17 protein-coding genes are annotated in these 17,435 nt (G+C 71.8%); 11 read left to right on the top strand and 6 right to left on the bottom strand.

Features of this window, described 5'->3' with window-relative positions:
- Positions 1-52: 52 nt before the first annotated feature.
- The 8 genes from V7E46_RS10620 (at position 53) to V7E46_RS10585 (ending at position 7,540) form a co-directional block, all read left to right on the top strand.
- Complete coding sequence (locus V7E46_RS10620) at positions 53-856, top strand: aldose epimerase family protein (protein WP_333768179.1); 804 nt, start codon at positions 53-55, stop codon at positions 854-856.
- Between the two features lie 96 nt (positions 857-952).
- Entirely contained in the window at positions 953-1,495 is a 543-nt protein-coding gene (gene pyrE, locus V7E46_RS10615; RefSeq protein ID WP_333768178.1) for an orotate phosphoribosyltransferase, read from the top strand.
- A 235-nt stretch (positions 1,496-1,730) separates the two neighbouring features.
- The gene (gene fbaA, locus V7E46_RS10610; protein WP_333768177.1) at positions 1,731-2,753 is read left to right on the top strand and encodes a class II fructose-bisphosphate aldolase; all 1,023 of its coding nucleotides are present in this window, start codon (positions 1,731-1,733) and stop codon (positions 2,751-2,753) included.
- 113 nt (positions 2,754-2,866) lie between these two features.
- Complete coding sequence (locus V7E46_RS10605; RefSeq protein WP_329176287.1) at positions 2,867-3,280, top strand: DUF3151 domain-containing protein; 414 nt, start codon at positions 2,867-2,869, stop codon at positions 3,278-3,280.
- 232 nt (positions 3,281-3,512) lie between these two features.
- Positions 3,513-4,388, top strand: a complete 876-nt coding sequence (locus V7E46_RS10600) for a DUF3152 domain-containing protein (protein WP_333768176.1) — start codon at positions 3,513-3,515, stop codon at positions 4,386-4,388.
- 169 nt (positions 4,389-4,557) lie between these two features.
- Positions 4,558-5,394: a tryptophan 2,3-dioxygenase family protein gene (locus V7E46_RS10595; RefSeq protein ID WP_333768175.1), complete on the top strand. Its 837-nt coding sequence runs from the start codon at positions 4,558-4,560 to the stop codon at positions 5,392-5,394.
- Entirely contained in the window at positions 5,387-6,622 is a 1,236-nt protein-coding gene (gene kynU / locus V7E46_RS10590) for a kynureninase (protein ID WP_333768174.1), read from the top strand. Before V7E46_RS10595 ends, kynU begins: the two co-directional genes overlap by 8 nt.
- 3 nt (positions 6,623-6,625) lie before the next feature.
- Positions 6,626-7,540, top strand: a complete 915-nt coding sequence (locus V7E46_RS10585) for an alpha/beta hydrolase family protein (RefSeq protein ID WP_333768173.1) — start codon at positions 6,626-6,628, stop codon at positions 7,538-7,540.
- Positions 7,541-7,867: 327 nt separating this feature from the next.
- On the opposite strand, the gene V7E46_RS10580 is transcribed toward V7E46_RS10585, so the two are convergent.
- Entirely contained in the window at positions 7,868-8,542 is a 675-nt protein-coding gene (locus V7E46_RS10580) for a Crp/Fnr family transcriptional regulator (protein ID WP_033174884.1), read from the bottom strand.
- 263 nt (positions 8,543-8,805) lie between these two features.
- Here V7E46_RS10580 and nth point away from each other — a divergent pair, with 263 nt between their 5' ends.
- The 3 genes from nth (at position 8,806) to V7E46_RS10565 (ending at position 11,710) form a co-directional block, all read left to right on the top strand.
- The gene (nth, locus tag V7E46_RS10575; protein WP_333768172.1) at positions 8,806-9,639 is read left to right on the top strand and encodes an endonuclease III; all 834 of its coding nucleotides are present in this window, start codon (positions 8,806-8,808) and stop codon (positions 9,637-9,639) included.
- A complete protein-coding gene (locus V7E46_RS10570) occupies positions 9,636-10,385 on the top strand; it encodes an NUDIX hydrolase (protein ID WP_333768171.1) in 750 nt (249 codons plus the stop codon). Before nth ends, V7E46_RS10570 begins: the two co-directional genes overlap by 4 nt.
- A 125-nt stretch (positions 10,386-10,510) precedes the next feature.
- Complete coding sequence (locus V7E46_RS10565; protein ID WP_333768170.1) at positions 10,511-11,710, top strand: MarP family serine protease; 1,200 nt, start codon at positions 10,511-10,513, stop codon at positions 11,708-11,710.
- Between the two features lie 156 nt (positions 11,711-11,866).
- Here the strand turns inward: V7E46_RS10565 and V7E46_RS10560 are convergent, their stop codons facing one another.
- The 5 genes from V7E46_RS10560 to acs form a co-directional block, all read right to left on the bottom strand.
- A complete protein-coding gene (locus V7E46_RS10560; RefSeq protein ID WP_329176270.1) occupies positions 11,867-12,046 on the bottom strand; it encodes a hypothetical protein in 180 nt (59 codons plus the stop codon).
- 139 nt (positions 12,047-12,185) lie between these two features.
- Positions 12,186-13,142, bottom strand: a complete 957-nt coding sequence (locus V7E46_RS10555) for an alpha/beta fold hydrolase (RefSeq protein WP_333768169.1) — start codon at positions 13,140-13,142, stop codon at positions 12,186-12,188.
- Between the two features lie 13 nt (positions 13,143-13,155).
- Positions 13,156-13,659 carry a phage holin family protein gene (locus tag V7E46_RS10550; RefSeq protein ID WP_333768168.1) on the bottom strand — a complete coding sequence of 168 codons (504 nt, stop codon included), beginning with the start codon at positions 13,657-13,659 and terminating at the stop codon, positions 13,156-13,158.
- Positions 13,660-13,751: 92 nt separating this feature from the next.
- Complete coding sequence (gene nhaA, locus V7E46_RS10545; RefSeq protein ID WP_333768167.1) at positions 13,752-15,146, bottom strand: Na+/H+ antiporter NhaA; 1,395 nt, start codon at positions 15,144-15,146, stop codon at positions 13,752-13,754.
- Between the two features lie 276 nt (positions 15,147-15,422).
- Complete coding sequence (acs, locus tag V7E46_RS10540) at positions 15,423-17,381, bottom strand: acetate--CoA ligase (protein ID WP_333768166.1); 1,959 nt, start codon at positions 17,379-17,381, stop codon at positions 15,423-15,425.
- Positions 17,382-17,435: the final 54 nt, after the last annotated feature.

The following is a 17,435-nucleotide window of genomic DNA, read 5'->3' as shown; positions in this document are numbered from 1 at the left end:
ACTCGCGGCGCCAAAAGCGAACGTCAGAGCACCCGCCCGCTACGCTCGTCGCGTGGAGAACGAGACGAAGCTGACGGCGGGCGACGCCGAACTGACCTTGGAGCCCGGGCACGGCTGCCGGATCGCCTCCCTGCGGGTCGCCGGGACGGAACTCCTGGTCCAGGGCGACCGGTTCGGCGCCTTCCTTATGGTGCCGTGGGCGGGCAGAACCGAGAACGGGGTCTTCCGGAACGGCGGAGTCACCCATCAGCTCCCGGTGAACGCCGCCCCGCACGCCATCCACGGCACCGGGCGGCATGTCGCCTGGAAGGAGGCGGCCCCGGCCACCGACACGACCGCGGCCTACTACTTCGACCTGACCGACCCCTGGCCCTATCCGGGCCGGGTCACGCACACCGTGGAGCTGGCGCCGCATTCGGTGACGCTGACGATGAGCGTCGAGGCGGCGGTGGGCGGGGACTCCTTCCCTGCGCAGGCCGGCTGGCACCCGTGGTGGCGGCGCAACCTCGGGCAGGGCGGCCAGGACGTCGAGCTGGCCTTCAGCGCGGCCTGGCAGGAGGAGCGCGGCAGCAACCACCTGCCGAACGGCAACCGGATCACCCCCAAGCCCGGCCCCTGGGACGACTGCTTCGGCATGCCCGACGGGGTCGATGTGACGCTGACCTGGCCGGGCGAGATGCGGCTTGAGGTACGCAGCCCGGCGCCGTGGGTCGTGGTCTACGACGAGCAGCCGGAAGCGGTGTGCGTCGAGCCGCAGTCCGGGCCGCCGAACGGCCTCAACACCGCGCCCCGGCTGGTCACTCCGATCGACCCGCTGGAGATCTCCACCGTCTGGAGCTGGCACCGGATCGGCTGACCTGCGGCGCAGCCGCAGCCGACCCTCGGCAGGAACGGGACCGGCCCCGCGACCGGCGCTGCGTGCGCCCGGCCGCGGGGCCGGATACTTGTCGGCATGAGTGACGACGCACGCAGTGCGCTGCTGCAGCAGATCAAGGACAAGGCCGTGGTGCACGGCAAGGTGACCCTCTCCTCAGGGCTCGAGGCCGACTTCTACATCGACCTGCGCCGCATCACGCTGGACGGCCAGGCCGCACCGCTGGCCGGCCAGGTGATGCTGGACCTGACGGCCGGCCTGGACTTCGACGCCGTCGGCGGCCTGACGCTGGGCGCGGACCCTGTGGCCGGCGCGATGCTGCATGCCTCCGCCGCGCGCGGGCAGCGGCTGGACGCCTTCGTGGTGCGCAAGGCCAACAAGGCGCACGGGCTGCAGCGCCGTATCGAGGGCACCGAGGTCAAGGGCCGCCGGGTGCTGGTCGTGGAGGACACCTCGACCACCGGCGGTTCGCCGCTGACCGCGGTCGAGGCGGTCCGGGAGGCGGGCGGCGAGGTGGTCGCGGTCGCGGTGATCGTGGACCGCGGCGCGGAGCCGAAGGTTACGCAGGCGGGTCTTCCGTATCTCGCCGCGTATTCGCTGGCCGACCTCGGTCTGGACTGACCTGCCGGCCGCCGCGTACCGCAAGCGGAACGGCGGCGGCCCGGGCGATCCTTTTGCGCGGTGCGCTGACCTGCGATTTTGCGGCCCTCGGGATGTTTCACGTGAAACACTCCGAGGGCCGCTCCGGACTGTCGCCGTACCAAGGTGGTGTATCCGTTCGAGAATGGGAAGATAGGGCCGACGATGACGTCGCCACGCCAGCACCACCACCCGCGGAACTTGAGGAGCGGAAACGATGCCCATCGCAACCCCCGAGGTCTACAACGACATGCTCGACCGGGCGAAGGCAGGCAAGTTCGCCTACCCGGCCATCAATGTCACCTCGTCGCAGACGCTGCACGCCGCGCTGCGCGGCCTCGCCGAGGCGGAGAGCGACGGCATCATCCAGATCTCCACGGGCGGCGCGGAATTCCTGGGCGGCCAGTACAGCAAGGAGATGGTGACGGGCGCGGTAGCGCTCGCCGAGTTCGCGCACATCGTCGCCGAGAAGTACCCGATCACCGTCGCGCTGCACACCGACCACTGCCCGAAGGACAAGCTGGACGGCTACGTCCGTCCGCTGCTGGCGATCTCGCAGGAGCGGGTGGACGCGGGCCGCAACCCGCTGTTCCAGTCCCACATGTGGGACGGCTCCGCCGAGATCCTCGACGACAACCTCGCCATCGCCAAGGAACTGCTGGCCAAGGCGGCCAAGGCCAAGATCATCCTGGAGATGGAGATCACCCCGACCGGCGGTGAGGAGGACGGCGTCTCGCACGAGATCAACGACAACCTCTACACCACGGTCGACGACGCCTTCCGCACCGTCGAGGCCGTCGGCCTGGGCGAGCAGGGCCGCTACCTGCTGGCTGCCTCCTTCGGCAACGTCCACGGCGTCTACAAGCCGGGCAACGTGGTGCTGCGCCCCGGCATCCTCAAGGAGCTGCAGGACGCGGTCGCGCAGAAGTACGGCAAGACCAACGCGTTCGACTTCGTCTTCCACGGCGGCTCGGGCTCCACGGTCGAGGAGATCGACGAGGCGCTGGAGAACGGCGTCGTCAAGATGAACATCGACACCGACCTGCAGTACGCCTTCACCCGGCCGATCGCGGCGCACATGTTCAGCAACTACGACGGTGTGCTCAAGGTGGACGGCGAGGTCGGCAACAAGAAGGCCTACGACCCGCGCGTGTGGGGCAAGTCGGCCGAGGCGGGCATGGCCGCCCGTGTCGTCGTCGCCGCGGAGAACCTGCGGTCGGCCGGCAACAAGCGCAAGTAGCCGGTAACAAGTGACGTAGTCCGCGGGGCGAAAAGCCGCGACAACCGCCTGAAAGGACCCCTGGCAAGTTGCCGGGGGTCCTTTCACGGCCGGGCTCGGGCAGACTGGAAACCATGTCCAATCACGAGAATCTGCTCGGGGGCCCCGCTCCCACCCGCCTGCCCGACGACCCGGAGCCGCGCGAACTGCTCGCCTCCGGTGCCGCGCCCGCCGAGGTCGCGGCGAAGTACCCGGCGTCCTCACTGGCGTGGGCGCAGCTTTCTGACGACGCTTTCGAGGGCGGACGTGTGGTCGAGTCCTACGCCTACGCCCGTACCGGTTACCACCGCGGCCTGGACGCACTGCGCCGGGCCGGCTGGAAGGGCCACGGCCCGGTGCCGTTCGAGCACGAGCCCAACCGCGGTTTTCTGCGCGCCCTGCACGCCCTCGGCCGGGCCGCCCAGGCCATCGGCGAGCAGGAGGAGTACGAGCGCTGCACCAGCTTCCTGCGGGACAGCTCGCCGACCGCCGCCGACACCCTGAGCTGAGCCCCCCGGGGCCGCCCGCCGACCCGCTCCGCCCCCGGCTCAATGTTGCAGTCCTGCCACAGAACGGCAGCTCATGGCATAGCCACGTACCTTTGTGCGATTGTTGCCGCAGTTGTTCGTGTCATACACGCGTGCAGTCCGATCGCGTGTTCACACGCAGCGCGGATATGCCATGGGGGGGCCGGAACGGGGCCGGGGCCGTGGCCCCGGCTGCGCGGCCGCAGGGGGAGTTTTGGCAGCACAGAGCAGCCGGCGTCGTCATGGGCGGCGGCGGGCGAAGAGCCGCGCCGCGATAGCCGGGCCGCTGGGCGTGGCGGTCGTCCTTCTCTTCGTCGTCAGCGCGGGATACGCCGCCTGGCACAAGTCCCAGGACACCGTGGGCTCGGCGGTGCTCGACCAGGGCATCACGGCGACCACCGCCCCGCCGCCGTCCGCCACCGCCAAGGGCGGCGGCAGTCCGTCCACCCGGCCGTCCGCCGGCCACAACCCGAAGAGCAGCTCGCCGAGCGCGTCCCACACGCCCTCTGTGCCGCCGACGTCCGTGCCGAAGTCCGGCAGCGGTCACTTCAGCACCGCCAAGGCCAGCGGCAGCGCCTCGGGCCGCGGGACGATCCGCCGCTACAAGGTCGAGGTCGAGGGCGGCATCACGCTGTCCGCCACCGACGCGGCCCACGAGATCGCCGCCGTCCTGGCCAATCCGCGCGGCTGGACCGCCGACGGCCACGACGGCTTCCAGCTGGTCTCCTCCGGCCACGCCGACTTCGTGATCAAGATCGCGACGCCGGACACCGTGGACGACATCTGCGGCGCCGCGGGCCTGCTCACCCGCGGCGAGGTCAACTGCGACGTCGGCGCCACCGTCGTCGTCAACCTCAAGCGCTGGATGCTCGGCTCGCCCGAATTCGACGGTCCCATCGGGGACTACCGGGCCCTGATCATCAACCATGAGGTCGGCCACCGCATCGGCCACCACCACGAGGGCTGCCCGGGACCCGGCAAGCCCGCACCGGTGATGATGCAGCAGATCAAGGGCCTGAAGGGCTGCACCGCCAACCAGTGGCCCTACGACACCCGCGGCCACTACATCTCCGGACCGGCCGTCGCCTGACCGGCCGCCCGCGTACGGCGCTCGTACGGTGCCGGGCACGGCCCTCGTGCGGCCCCGGTCGGGGGTGCGGCGGCGCGCCGCCACAGGCCAGGCCTTGCCGGATTCGTCCGCACCACAGATGATCTCGGCGTGGCCCGGTGATCCCGGGCGGTCCTTTCTGGAGGTACCCATGTCCGAATCACCGACCGACGAGGCGGCGACCCCGAACCTCTCGTTCGAGGGCAGCACGCCGTACGAGGACTACGTGCAGGCGTCCGTGCTCACCCATCTGCAGCACCCGCTGTCCGACGAACCCGGCGAGATGGCCTTCCTGGTCACCACCCAGGTCATGGAGCTGTGGTTCACGCTGCTGGTCCACGAATGGACCACCGCCGCCCGCGCACTGCGGCAGGACGACCTGTCCACCGCGATGGCGGCGCTGCACCGCAGCCTGCCGGAGCTGGAGTCGCTGAACGCCGCCTGGAAACCGATCGCGCACCTCACCCCCGGACAGTTCAACGCCTACCGGTCCGCCCTCGGCGAGGGCTCCGGCTTCCAGTCCGCGATGTACCGCCGGCTGGAATTCCTGCTCGGCGACAAGTCCGCGTCCATGCTCGTGCCGCACCGCGGCACGCCCGCCGCCCACGCCGAACTGGAGAAGGCACTTACCGAGCCCAGCCTCTACGACGAGGTGCTGCGGCTGCTCGACCGGCGCGGATACGCCATCCCCGCCGCCGTGCTCGACCGCGACCCGGAGCTGCGCTACGAGCCGCACCCCGAGGTCGAACTCGCCTGGCAGCGCGTCTACGCAGCCGACGACCAGGACTCCGACCTCATCCGGCTCGGTGAGACCCTCACCGACGTCGCCGAATACGTGTGGCGCTGGCGCAACGACCACTTGGTGGCGACCCGCCGCGCGATGGGCGCGAAGACGGGCACCGGTGGTTCTGCGGGGGTGGCCTGGCTGGAGAAGCGGGCCACGAAGAACGTCTTCCCCGAGCTGTGGACGGCGCGCAGCCATGTCTGACCCGACCGCCCGGGCCGACGACCCGACAGCCCAGGCCGACCTGACCGCCCGGGCCACCGCGCTGGACGCCGCCGACCCGCTCGCCGCCGTCCGCGACCGCTTCTCGCTCGACGACGCCACCGTCTATCTCGACGGCAATTCGCTGGGCGCGCTGCCCGCCGGGGTGCTGCCGCGGCTGGCCGACGTGGTCACCCGGGAGTGGGGCGAGCTGCGGATCAGGTCCTGGGAGGAGAGCGGCTGGTGGACCGCCCCCGAGCGGATCGGCGACCGTATCGCCCCGCTGGTCGGCGCCGCGCCGGGACAGGTGGTGGTCGGCGACTCGACCAGCGTCAACATCTTCAAGGCGCTGGTCGCCGCGGTCCGGATGGCGCCGCCCGGGCGGACCGAGATCCTGGTGGACGCCGCGACCTTCCCCACCGACGGCTACATCGCGGCCTCCGCGGCCCGGCTGACCGGCCACACCGTACGGGCCGTGCCCGCGGCGGAGATCGGCGCCGCGGCCGGCAAACGGACGGCGGCGGCGCTGGTCAACCATGTCGACTACCGCACCGGCCGGCTCTACGACCTGGCCGGGACCACCGCCGCCCTGCACGAGGCGGGCGCGCTCGCCGTATGGGACCTGTGTCACAGCGCGGGCGCGCTGCCGGTGGCCCTGGACGCCGACGGGGTGGACCTCGCGGTCGGCTGCACCTACAAATACCTCAACGGAGGCCCCGGCTCGCCCGCCTACCTCTACGTACGCCGCGACGTGCAGCCGCGCTTCGACTCGCCGCTGCCCGGCTGGAACTCGCACGCCGACCCCTTCGGTATGGCGCCCGGCTACCAGCCCGCCGAGGGCGCGCCCCGCGGCCGGGTCGGCACCCCCGAGATCCTCTCGCTGCTCGCCCTGGACGCCGCGCTCGACGTCTGGGACGGCGTGACGACAGCTGCCGTACGGGCCAAGAGCCTCGCGCTGACCGACTTCTTCCTGGACTGCACCGGCGCGCTGCTGCCCGCTGAGCGGGCCGAGTCCGTCACGCCCGCCGCGCACGCGGAACGCGGCAGCCAGGTGTCGCTGCGCTGCGCGGGCGCCGCCGAGGTGATGCGCGAGCTGACCGCGCGCGGTGTGGTCGGCGACTTCCGGCGGCCCGACATCCTGCGCTTCGGCTTCACTCCGCTCTACACCCGCTACGCGGACGCGCTGCGCGCCGCGCGCGTACTGGCCGATGTGATCGAAGGGACCGCCTGAGCGATGGCTGCCGACTCCGCCGGGTCCCCGCCCCTGTCCCAGGCCGAGGCGGAGGAGGCGTCGGCCTTCCGGCACGCGACCGTGCCGGCGGACGCCACCGTCCGCTACGGCGGCCACCAGGACCACCTGGTCGACTTCTACCGCCCCCGCTCCCCGCGCGGGAGCGGCACCCGGCCCGCGCCGCTGGTCGCGCTGCTGCACGGCGGCGCCTGGCGCGCCCGCTACGACCGCGCCCACCTGTCCCCGCTGGCCGCGCACCTGGCCGCGCGCGGCTTCGCGGTGGCGTCGGTGGAATACCGCAGGGGCGCACCGCGGCAGCTACCGTCCGACGGCCCGGAGGAACGCCCGGTTGCCGGCCGCTGGCCCGACACCTTCGATGACGTGGCCGCCGCCGCCGACGCGCTGCCCGCACTGGCCCTGCGGGCGCTCGGCCCTGACCTGGTCGACCCGCGCCGCCTCGTGCTGGCCGGCCACAGCGCGGGCGGTCATCTCGCGCTGTGGGCCGCCGCACGGCATGTGCTGCCTCCCGAATCCCCCTGGCACCGCCCTTCGCCTCCCCCCATACGCGGCGTCGTGGCGCTCGCCCCGATAGCCGACTTCACCTCCGCGATACGGCTGCGCGTGTGCTCCGACGCCGTGACCGAGCTGCTCGGGGGCCCCGACCACCTCGCCGCCCGGCTCCCGCACGCTGATCCCGCCGCACTGCTCCCCACCGGAATCGCTGCGACTATCGTGCACGGCACCACTGACAATGAGGTTCCGCCGCAGGTCAGCGAGGCTTTTGCCCGCGCAGCGGCGGCAGCGGGGGAGGAGGTCGTCACCGCGTGGCTGCCCGGCGTCGGCCACTTCCCGCTGATCGACCCGTCGAGCCCGGCGGTGGCCGCGGTGGCCGATGAGATCGGCCAGCTCGCCTGGTAGCCGCACTCGCCGGTGCCCCGGCGCACCACTGCCGCCGTGCGGCTCGCCTCGGGGATGAGTGCCACGTGCGGTGGCTTTCCCACGTGCGGTGCGTGTCGGCCGAGCGCGCAGTTCCCCCCGCCCCATGGGGTGGTGGCTGACCGTCCTGGCTGGTCGCCCCGCTCCCCGCGCCCTTGCGAGGCACGGTTCCTCTGCGGCGGAGGGCACCCTCTCGGGGGCGCGGGGAACTGCGCGACCAGCCAGGACGGCGTCGCGGGTACGTGGGCAGCAGGACGCGGCTGCCCGCGCGGGGCAGAGGGACTGCGGGACCCGCCAGAGCGGGGCGGCTCAGCGGCTGCGCTTGGCCAGCCGCTCCACGTCGAGGAGAATCACCGCACGCGCCTCCAGGCGGAGCCATCCGCGGCCGGCGAAGTCGGCGAGCGCCTTGTTCACGGTCTCGCGGGACGCGCCGACCAGCTGGGCCAGCTCCTCCTGCGTGAGGTCGTGGACGACGTGGATGCCCTCCTCCGACTGGACGCCGAAGCGCCGGGAGAGGTCGAGCAGGGCCTTGGCGACCCGCCCGGGCACGTCGGAGAAGACCAGGTCGGACATGACGTCGTTGGTGCGCCGCAGCCGGCGGGCGACAGCGCGCAGCAGCGCCGTGGAGACCTCGGGCCGTACGTTCAGCCAGGGCTGGAGGTCACCGTGGCCGAGGCCGAGCAGCTTCAGCTCGGTCAGCGCGGTGGCGGTGGCGGTCCGCGGGCCGGGGTCGAAGAGCGACAGCTCACCGATCAGCTCGCCGGGGCCGACCACGGCCAGCATGTTCTCCCGGCCGTCGGGCGAGGTGCGGTGCAGCTTCACCTTGCCCTCGGTGACGACGTACAGCCTGTCCCCGGGGTCGCCCTCGTGGAACAGCGAATCGCCACGCGCGAGCGTGACCTCGGTCATGGAGGCACGCAGTTCAGCGGCCTGCTCGTCGTCGAGCGCCGCGAAAAGCGGGGCACGGCGCAGAACGTCGTCCACGAGCTCACTCCTTGTCGGCATCGCTGGGATGTCCCCATGATGCATGACGTCTCAAACAGTGCGATCAATCACAAGGATGTCTTATCCGGGACCGTATCCGTGCTCCGGGGGTCCGATCGGGCGTCCCGGGAGGTGCCCTCGGCGGCTGAACGAGTGGCCTCCGGCGTGAATTCCGCTGTCAGCGAACAGTCCTCAACAGCGGGCCGCCGCACCGGCCGTGCGGATCGCCGCCTGGTGTCGGTGGCGGCCCGTAGTCTGGCGGCATGGCGACGAGTAGTGACGCGACGACCGCGGCCGCAGCCGGCGGGGCCGCGGTGAAGAAGGCGAAGGTCGCGCAGACACATGCGGGGCTGGTACGGCAGGCCCGGCGGATCAACCGCGAATTGGCCGAGGTGTATCCGTACGCCCATCCGGAGCTGGATTTCGAGAATCCCTTCGAACTGCTGATCGCCACCGTGCTGTCCGCGCAGACCACCGACCTGCGGGTCAATCAGACGACGCCGGCGCTCTTCGCGAAGTATCCGACGCCCGAGGCGATGGCGGCGGCGCAGCCGGAGGAGCTGGAGCAGATCCTGCGGCCCACCGGTTTCTTCCGCGCCAAGGCCCGCGCGGTTCTCGGCCTGTCCGCGGCGCTGCGCGACGACTTCGGCGGCGAGGTGCCGGGCCGCCTGGAGGACCTGGTCAAGCTGCCGGGCGTCGGCCGCAAGACCGCCAACGTGGTGCTCGGCAACGCGTTCGGTGTGCCGGGGATCACTGTGGACACCCACTTCGGGCGGCTGTCCCGGCGGTTCGGCTGGACCACGTCGCAGGACGCGGAGAAGGTCGAGCAGGATGTCGCGGGGCTCTTCCCGAAGTCGGACTGGACGATGCTGTCGCACCGCGTCATCTTCCACGGCCGCCGGATCTGCCACTCGCGCAAGCCCGCCTGCGGCGCCTGCCCCATCGCGCCGCTGTGCCCGTCGTACGGCGAGGGCGAGATGGACCCGGAGAAGGCGAAGAAGCTGCTCAAGTACGAGAAGGGCGGCTCACCCGGACAGCGCTTGAAGCCGCCGCCGGACTATCCGGGGCAGCCCGCGCCCCCGCTGGCGGCCTCATGACGCAGGCACGGGGAACGGGCGCGGACGTGGCGGTCAGCCGGGAGGGGCTCCCCGGCTGGCTCGGCCCCGTGGCGGACGCGGCGGCCGGGATACGCCCCGAGCAGCTGAGCCGCTTCCTGCCGCCCGCAGCCGGCGGACGCCAGTCCGCGGTCCTCATCCTCTTCGGTGAGGGCGCGGGTGGGGCGGAGGACGCGGCGATAGGCGCGGGAAAAGACGCAGGCGCGGCACACGGCGTCGGCCAGGGACCCGGTCCCGACCTGCTGCTCATCGAGCGCTCCGCCGCCCTGCGTTCGCACGCCGGGCAGACGTCCTTCCCGGGCGGCGCCCTGGATCCGGAGGACGGCGACCCCGACGGTGACGGCCCGCTGCGTGCCGCGCTGCGCGAGGCCCGCGAGGAGACCGGCCTCGATCCCGCGGGAGTGCAGCTCTTCAGCGTGCTGCCCAGGCTCTACATCCCGGTCAGCGGCTTCGTGGTGACGCCGGTGCTGGGCTGGTGGCGCGAGCCGAGCCCGGTCGGCGTGGTCGACCCGGCCGAGACCGCCCGGGTCTTCCGGGTCCCGCTCGCCGACCTCACCGACCCTGCCAACCGTGCCACGCTCACGCATCCCAGCGGTTTCCGCGGCCCGGCGTTCCTGGTCCAGAACTCCCTGGTGTGGGGTTTCACCGCGGGCCTGATCGACAAGATCCTGCACTTCGCCGGCTGGGAGCTGCCGTGGGACCGGGACCGTACTGTTCCGCTCGGCTAGACCGGCCTGTCGGCGTACGGCAGCGTGCGCGTACTCGTATGCGCTGCTGACGGCCGGCACCGTACGGGTGCTCATGGCGGCGGTAAGGTCCCGCGCGCTCAGGTCGCCATGAGACCGTGTTCCCCGTGAACGTGCTGGACTTCCTGCTCATCCTCGCCGCCGTCTGGTTTGCCGTGATCGGCTACCGGCAGGGCTTCGTCGTCGGCGTCATGTCGGTCATCGGCTTCCTTGGCGGCGGGCTCGTCGCGATCTACCTGCTGCCGATGCTGTGGGACAAGGCGACCGACGACGCGGCGCCGGGTTCCGCGGCAGTGGTGTCGGCGGTGGCGATCGTCATCGTGTGCGCGTCGGTGGGGCAGGCGTTCACCACTCACCTCGGCAACAAGGTGCGTACGAAGATCACCTGGTCGCCGGCCCGGGCGATTGACGCGAGCGGCGGCGCGCTGGTCAATGTGCTGGCGATGCTGACGGTCGCGTGGCTGATCGGCAGCGCCCTGGCCACCACGGCGCTGCCGACCATAGGCCGCGAGGTGCGCTCGTCGAAGGTGCTGCTCGGCGTGTCCCGGGTGGTGCCGGCGCAGGCCGACACCTGGTTCACCGATTTCAGCTCGACCCTGGCGCAGAACGGCCTGCCGCAGGTCTTCGGCACCTTCGGCTCCGAGCCGATCACCTCGGTGCCCGCGCCCGACGCCGCGCTGGTCAACAGCTCGGTCGTGACGAACGCCCGGCGCAGCATCGTGAAGGTGGTCGGCACCGCGCCCGGCTGCGGGAAGGTGCTCGAAGGCTCCGGCTTCGTCTTCGCCAAGGACCGGGTCATGACCAACGCGCACGTCGTCGGCGGCGTCTCGGAGCCGACCGTGCAGGTCGGCGGCAAGGGCAAGCTGCACGACGCCACGGTGGTGCTCTACGACTGGCACCGCGACATCGCGGTCCTGGACGTACCGGGCCTGGACGCGCCCGAGCTGCACTTCGCCACCACCGGGGAGCACAGCCGCGACGACGCGATCGTGGCCGGCTTCCCGGAGAACGGCCCCTTCGACGTCCGCGCGGCACGCGTCCGCGACCGTATCGAGGCGACCGGCCCCGACATCTATCACCGCGGCACCGTCCATCGCGACGTCTACTCGCTCTACGCGACGGTCCGGCAGGGCAATTCCGGCGGGCCGCTGCTCACCGCGGACGGCCAGGTCGCCGGAGTGGTCTTCGCCAAGTCGCTGGACGACTCCAACACCGGTTACGCGCTCACCGCGGACGAGGTCGCCCCCGACGCGGCCGCGGGGCGTACCGCGGGCCAGCAGGTGGACACCGAGAGCTGCGCGCTGTGACCCGCCGCCACGGGTAAGCCGGCCGGGAATCCCGGCCGGCTGCGTCTGCCGGCTGCGTCTGCTGGTCGTGCCCGCTGGCGGTGCCTGTCGGTGGTGCGCGGTGCTGCGTGGCGGTCGTGCGTGGTGGTGGCGGTCGGCTGCGTCGGCCTTGCTGCGTCAGTCGCGCGGATGGCGGAGCCGGGTGCCGACCCATCTGGCCCTGCGCCTGAGGATGCGCGGAATGCCCAACCTGGCCTCGTCCGGCGGGAAGAGGTCCATGGGCGCCGTGCTGCTGACGGCGGTGGAGGTACTTCGGCGATTTCGTGACACATCACGGTAGTCGTGCGTCCAACCCATACCGACCTACGTGCCCGCGCCTCTTGGTCGGTAATCGCCGATTGGTGGTCCTCTTGGCGTATGCGCCCGGCATTTTAAGTGACCATCAGATGGTCGTACCCGTGCGGCGGGAGGGCGTCATCGGCGCGGGGCGCTACGGTCAGCGGTCGGGTTCCGGGTCCTTGAGCCAGTTGATCAGCTCGGCGGAGAAGGCCACCGGATCCTCCTCGTGCGGGAAGTGCCCGAGGCCGTCGAAGAGCCGCCAGCGGTAGGGCGCCTCGACGTATTCGCCGCTGCCCGCCGCGCTGCCCGTCCTGATCGCCGGATCGAGTGAACCGTGCAGGTGCAGTGTCGGCACCCTGACCGGACGCTTCATCCTGCGGTTGAACTGGATGCCGTCCGGGCGTGCCATCGACCGCACCATCCAGCGGTACGGCTCCACCGCGCAATGTGCGGTGGACGGGATCTGCATCGCCCGCCGGTAGACGTCGATCGCCTCGTCGTCCAGCAGCGACGGCCCCGACCAGGCGTGGACCAGCTTCCCGACCAGCGCCGCGTCGTCCGCGACCAGCTGCCGCTCCGGCAGCCACGGCCGCTGGAAGCCCCAGATGTACGCCCCCGAACGGCTCTGCCGCAGATCGGTCAGCATCGCGGTGCGCCAGCGGCGCGGGTGCGGCATCGAGCAGACCGCGAGCCGGCGCACCAGCTTGGGCCGCATCGCGGCGGCCGTCCAGGCCAGATAACCGCCCAGGTCATGGCCCACGAGCGCGGCGTCCGGCTCGCCGAGGGAGCGGATCACCCCGGTCACGTCGAGGGCGAGATTGCCGGGGTCGTAGCCGCGCGGCGTACGGTCGCTGCCACCGACCCCGCGCAGGTCCATCGCCACCGCGCGGAAACCGGCGTCGGCCAGCGCGGTGAGCTGGTGCCGCCAGGTCCACCAGAACTGCGGGAAGCCGTGCAGGAACAGCACCAGCGGCCCGTCACCGACCTCGGCGATGTGGAAGCGGGCGCCGTTGGCCGCCACGTCACGGTGGGTCCAGGGGCCGTCAGGCCGCGCCACCGACGCGCTCGACCCACCCTTCTTCCAGGGGTTTCCCGGTCCGTCGGCGAGGTTCATGCAGCAGAGCGTGTCACATCTTGGCCTTCACCGGGGCGTCGGTGGAGGGCACCACGCGGGAAGCCTCCGTCGCCCCGGCGCGCAGCACGGGCACGGCGCCGTCGGTCAGCTCGCGCGGATGCGGCTTGGCCCTCTGCAGCACCGCGGCGGTCTGCTTCGCCGACGTGATCGAGCGCTCCGGCTTCTTCACCTTCTTGAACCGCCCGTACGCGAACGCACCGAGCAGCAGCGCGATCGCGACGTAGGCGCCGCCCACGATCAGGAACGACCAGCCGAGGGTCAGGCCCAGCGCCTGGATGCCGTACGCCGCGGCGAAGCTGAGCATCGGCACGGCGAAGACGGCCAGTGCCAGGGCGCCGATGATGGCCGCGCTGCCGAACGCCGCCCGTTTGGCGTCCTGCCGCAGTTCCGCCTTGGCCAGGGCGATCTCATCGTGCACCAGGGCGCTCATCTCCGCCGTGGCGGCGGCGAAAAGCTGCCCGATGCTGCGGCTGTCACCGTTGTGGGCTGCGCTCATCGCGTCCTCCGTCATTGCGTCGTCCACTGCTGGGGCGGTACGGCTTCGGGCCTGACACTGGCTTTCCTCACCGTCGCTCACCCGATCATGCCTCAGATGTTGTCAGGCCCGCCGTCACGGCGGGCCAGTTGGGCGAGCCTGCGGTGTTCCGCGGCCTTGTGCTCCAGGATCTCGGCCATCCGGAGGTGGTAGGCGGGCTCGTCCTGCTCGTAGACGTCGGGGATGCCGTCGCCGTCCTCGTCGCGCTCCTCGGTGTCGTACAGCCGCCGGCAGGTGTTGTTGCGCAGCTTGAGCAGGGTCGCGGCCAGCACCGCGGACACGACGGAGCCGACCAGGACGGCGGCCTTGACCTCGTTGGTGAGCAGCGGATCGTCGTCGAAGGCGAGTTCGCCGATCAGCAGGGAGACGGTGAAGCCGATGCCGGCCAGTGTGGAGAGCGCGAAGACGTCGGGCCATGTCAGGTCCGGGTTGAGCCGGGCACGGGTGAAGCGGGCCGCGCACCAGGTGCCGCCGAAGACACCGACGGTCTTGCCGGCCACCAGGCCGATGACGACGCCCAGCGTCTCGGGCCTGCCGAAGACATCGCCCAGCGCGTGCCCCGACACCGTCACACCCGCGCTGAACAGCGCGAACAGCGGTACGGCCAGCCCTGCGGACAGCGGCCGGACCAGGTGCTCGATGCGCTCGCCGGGGGATTGGCGCTCGCCTTCCCGCGTGGTGCAGCGCAGCATCAGGCCCATGGCCACGCCCGCGATGGTGGCGTGCACCCCGCTGTTGAGCATCAGTGCCCAGGTGACCAGCGCGAGCGGCAGGTAGACGTACCAGCCGCGCACCTGGGCACGCAGCAGCAGCCAGAAGAGCAGCAGGCAGGCGGCGGCGCCGGCCAGCGCCGCGGCGTTGATGGTCGAGGTGAAGAAGACCGCGATGATCAGGATCGCGCAGAGGTCGTCGACGACGGCGAGGGTGAGCAGGAACGCGCGCAGGGCGGCCGGCAGGGCGGTGCCGATGACGGCGAGGACGGCCAGCGCGAAGGCGATGTCGGTGGCCGTGGGGACGGCCCAGCCGCGCAGCGAGCCGCCGCCCGCGCCGCTGACCACCGTGTAGACGAGCGCGGGCACCGCCATGCCGCACAGCGCGGCGATGGCGGGGAGGGCGGCGGCGGCCGGCGTACGCAGCTCGCCGGCGACCAGTTCGCGTTTGAGTTCGACGCCGGCGACGAAGAAGAAGACGGCGAGCAGGCCGTCGGCCGCCCAGTGCGCCACGGACAGGTGCAGGCCGAGCGCGGACGGCCCGAGGTGGAAGCCGCTGGCCGCCTCGTAGCTGTGGTGCAACGTGTTCGCCCAGATGAGTGACACCACGGCGGCCAGCAGCAGCAGCACGCCGCCGACGGTCTCGGTGCGCAGGGCGTCGGCGACGAAGTTGCGCTCCGGCAGTGAGAGCCGGGACAGCAGGACGGCGGTGCGGCGGCGCCTGGCTTCGGACGACACGGGGCGGCCTCCTGCGGAGTCGTGGACCGGCTGTGGACACAGCTGTGCTGTGTGCCGACCAGACTTCCCGGCGCGCCCATAAGTCTCGTCGCGATCTCGTCGCGACGTGTTGTCAGCCTAACCCGAACGGGGGGGGGGGGGCCCCCGCCCCGCGGGGGCCCCCCCCCCCCCGCCGCGGCCCCCCCCCCCGCCCCGCGGNCCCCCCCCCCCCCCCCCCCCCCCCCCCCCCCCCCCCCCCCCCCCCCCCCCCCCCCCCCCCCCCCCCCCCGCTGCCGGTCAGTCCTCGCTGGCCGCGCTGGGCAGCCTGGTCTGGATCAGGTCCATCACGGAGGAGTCGGTGAGGGTGGTGACGTCGCCCAGCTCGCGGTTCTCCGCGACATCGCGGAGCAGGCGGCGCATGATCTTGCCGGAGCGGGTCTTGGGCAGTTCGGAGACGATCAGGACGCGCTTGGGCTTGGCGATCGGGCCGAGGGTCTTGCCGACATGGTCGCGCAGGGCCGCCACCAGGTCGGCGCTGTCCTCGGCGGAGCCGCGCAGGATGACGAAGGCGACGATGGCCTGCCCTGTGGTGGCGTCGGCGGCGCCGACCACGGCGGACTCGGCGACCTTGGGGTGCGAGACGAGCGCGGACTCGACCTCGGTGGTGGAGATGTTGTGGCCGGAGACCAGCATGACGTCGTCCACCCGGCCCAGCAGCCAGATGTCGCCGTCGTCGTCCTTCTTGGCGCCGTCGCCGGCGAAGTAGCGGCCGGGGAAGCGGGACCAGTAGGTGTCGATGTAGCGCTGGTCGTCGCCCCAGATGGTGCGGAGCATCGAGGGCCACGGCTCGGTGAGCACCAGGTACCCGCCCGATCCGTTGGGCACCTCCTGGGCCTCGTCGTCCACGACGGTGGCGGCGATGCCGGGCAGCGGGGTTTGCGCGGAGCCCGGCTTGGTCGCGGTGACGCCGGGCAGCGGGCTGATCATCATGGCGCCGGTCTCGGTCTGCCACCAGGTGTCCACGACGGGGGTCTTTCCCGCGCCCATGTGCTCGCGGTACCAGACCCACGCCTCGGGGTTGATCGGCTCCCCGACGCTGCCCAGCACCCGCAGGCTGCTCAGGTCGAACTTCGCGGGGATGTCGTCGCCCCACTTCATGAACGTGCGGATCGCGGTGGGCGCGGTGTAGAGGATCGTGACGCCGTACTTCTGCACGATCTCCCAGAACCTGCCCTGGTGCGGGGTGTCGGGGGTGCCCTCGTAGATCACCTGGGTCGCGCCGTTGGCCAGCGGTCCGTAGACGATGTAGGAGTGGCCGGTGACCCAGCCGATGTCGGCGGTGCACCAGTAGACGTCGGTGGCCGGTTTGAGGTCGAAGACGGCGTGGTGGGTGTAGCTGGTCTGGGTGAGGTAGCCACCCGAGGTGTGCAGGATGCCCTTGGGCTTGCCGGTGGTTCCCGAGGTGTAGAGGATGAACAGCGGGTGCTCGGCGTTGAAGGCCTCGGCGGTGTGCTCGGCGGACTGGCGGCCGGTGATCTCGTGCCACCACACGTCGCGTCCCCCGGTCCACGAGACGTCCTGTCCGGTGCGGCGTACCACCAGGACGTGCTCGACCTGCGGGGTGCGGGAGACCGCTTCGTCGATCGCGGGCTTGAGCGCGGAGGGCTTGCCGCGCCGGTAGCCGCCGTCGGCGGTGATGACGAGCTTGGCGTCGGCGTCATCGATACGGGAGGCGACGGCGTCGGCGGAGAAGCCGCCGAAGACCACCGAGTGCGCGGCGCCGATCCGGGCGCAGGCCAGCATCGCGATGACAGCCTCGGGGATCATCGGCAGATAGATCGCGACCCGGTCGCCCGTGGTGACGCCGAGTTCGCCCAGCGCGTTGGCGGCGCGGCAGACCTCGTCCTTGAGCTCGGCGTAGCTTATCGCTCGGCTGTCGCCCGGCTCACCCTCGAAGTGCAGGGCGATACGGTCGCCGTGCCCGGCCTCGACGTGGCGGTCGACGCAGTTGTACGCGACATTCAGCTCGCCGTCGGCGAACCACTTGGCGAACGGCGGGTTGGACCAGTCCAGCGTCTGGGTGGGCTCGGTCGCCCAGGTCAGCCGCCGGGCCTGCGCGGCCCAGAAGCCCAGCCGGTCCGCCGCGGCCTGCTCGTACGCCTCCGCGGTGACATTCGCGGCGGCGGCCAGCTCCGGCGGAGGAGCGAACCGCCGCTCCTCCTTCAGCAGGTTGGCCAGGCTCTCGTTGCTGCTCACGCCAGCTCCTTGTCAGGGTGTCCCAGATGTCCCAGCACTACCTCATCAGTCCTG

The sequence above is a fragment of the Streptomyces sp. IBSBF 2435 genome (assembly GCF_036815005.1).
In the GTDB taxonomy this organism is placed as follows: domain Bacteria; phylum Actinomycetota; class Actinomycetes; order Streptomycetales; family Streptomycetaceae; genus Actinacidiphila.
Note: the sequence above shows the minus strand (reverse complement) of the source record. Positions and strands in the feature narration are given on the sequence as shown.

Excerpts from the sequence above, each read along its gene's own strand:
- pyrE (WP_333768178.1), top strand. The coding sequence starts at position 953 with ATGAGTGACGACGCACGCAGTGCGCTGCTGCAGCAGATCAAGGACAAG.
- fbaA (WP_333768177.1), top strand. The coding sequence starts at position 1,731 with ATGCCCATCGCAACCCCCGAGGTCTACAACGACATGCTCGACCGGGCG.
- V7E46_RS10605 (WP_329176287.1), top strand. The coding sequence starts at position 2,867 with ATGTCCAATCACGAGAATCTGCTCGGGGGCCCCGCTCCCACCCGCCTG.
- V7E46_RS10595 (WP_333768175.1), top strand. The coding sequence starts at position 4,558 with ATGTCCGAATCACCGACCGACGAGGCGGCGACCCCGAACCTCTCGTTC.
- kynU (WP_333768174.1), top strand. The coding sequence starts at position 5,387 with ATGTCTGACCCGACCGCCCGGGCCGACGACCCGACAGCCCAGGCCGAC.
- V7E46_RS10585 (WP_333768173.1), top strand. The coding sequence starts at position 6,626 with ATGGCTGCCGACTCCGCCGGGTCCCCGCCCCTGTCCCAGGCCGAGGCG.
- nth (WP_333768172.1), top strand. The coding sequence starts at position 8,806 with ATGGCGACGAGTAGTGACGCGACGACCGCGGCCGCAGCCGGCGGGGCC.
- V7E46_RS10570 (WP_333768171.1), top strand. The coding sequence starts at position 9,636 with ATGACGCAGGCACGGGGAACGGGCGCGGACGTGGCGGTCAGCCGGGAG.
- V7E46_RS10560 (WP_329176270.1), bottom strand. The coding sequence starts at position 12,046 with ATGGGTTGGACGCACGACTACCGTGATGTGTCACGAAATCGCCGAAGT.
- V7E46_RS10555 (WP_333768169.1), bottom strand. The coding sequence starts at position 13,142 with ATGAACCTCGCCGACGGACCGGGAAACCCCTGGAAGAAGGGTGGGTCG.
- V7E46_RS10550 (WP_333768168.1), bottom strand. The coding sequence starts at position 13,659 with ATGAGCGCAGCCCACAACGGTGACAGCCGCAGCATCGGGCAGCTTTTC.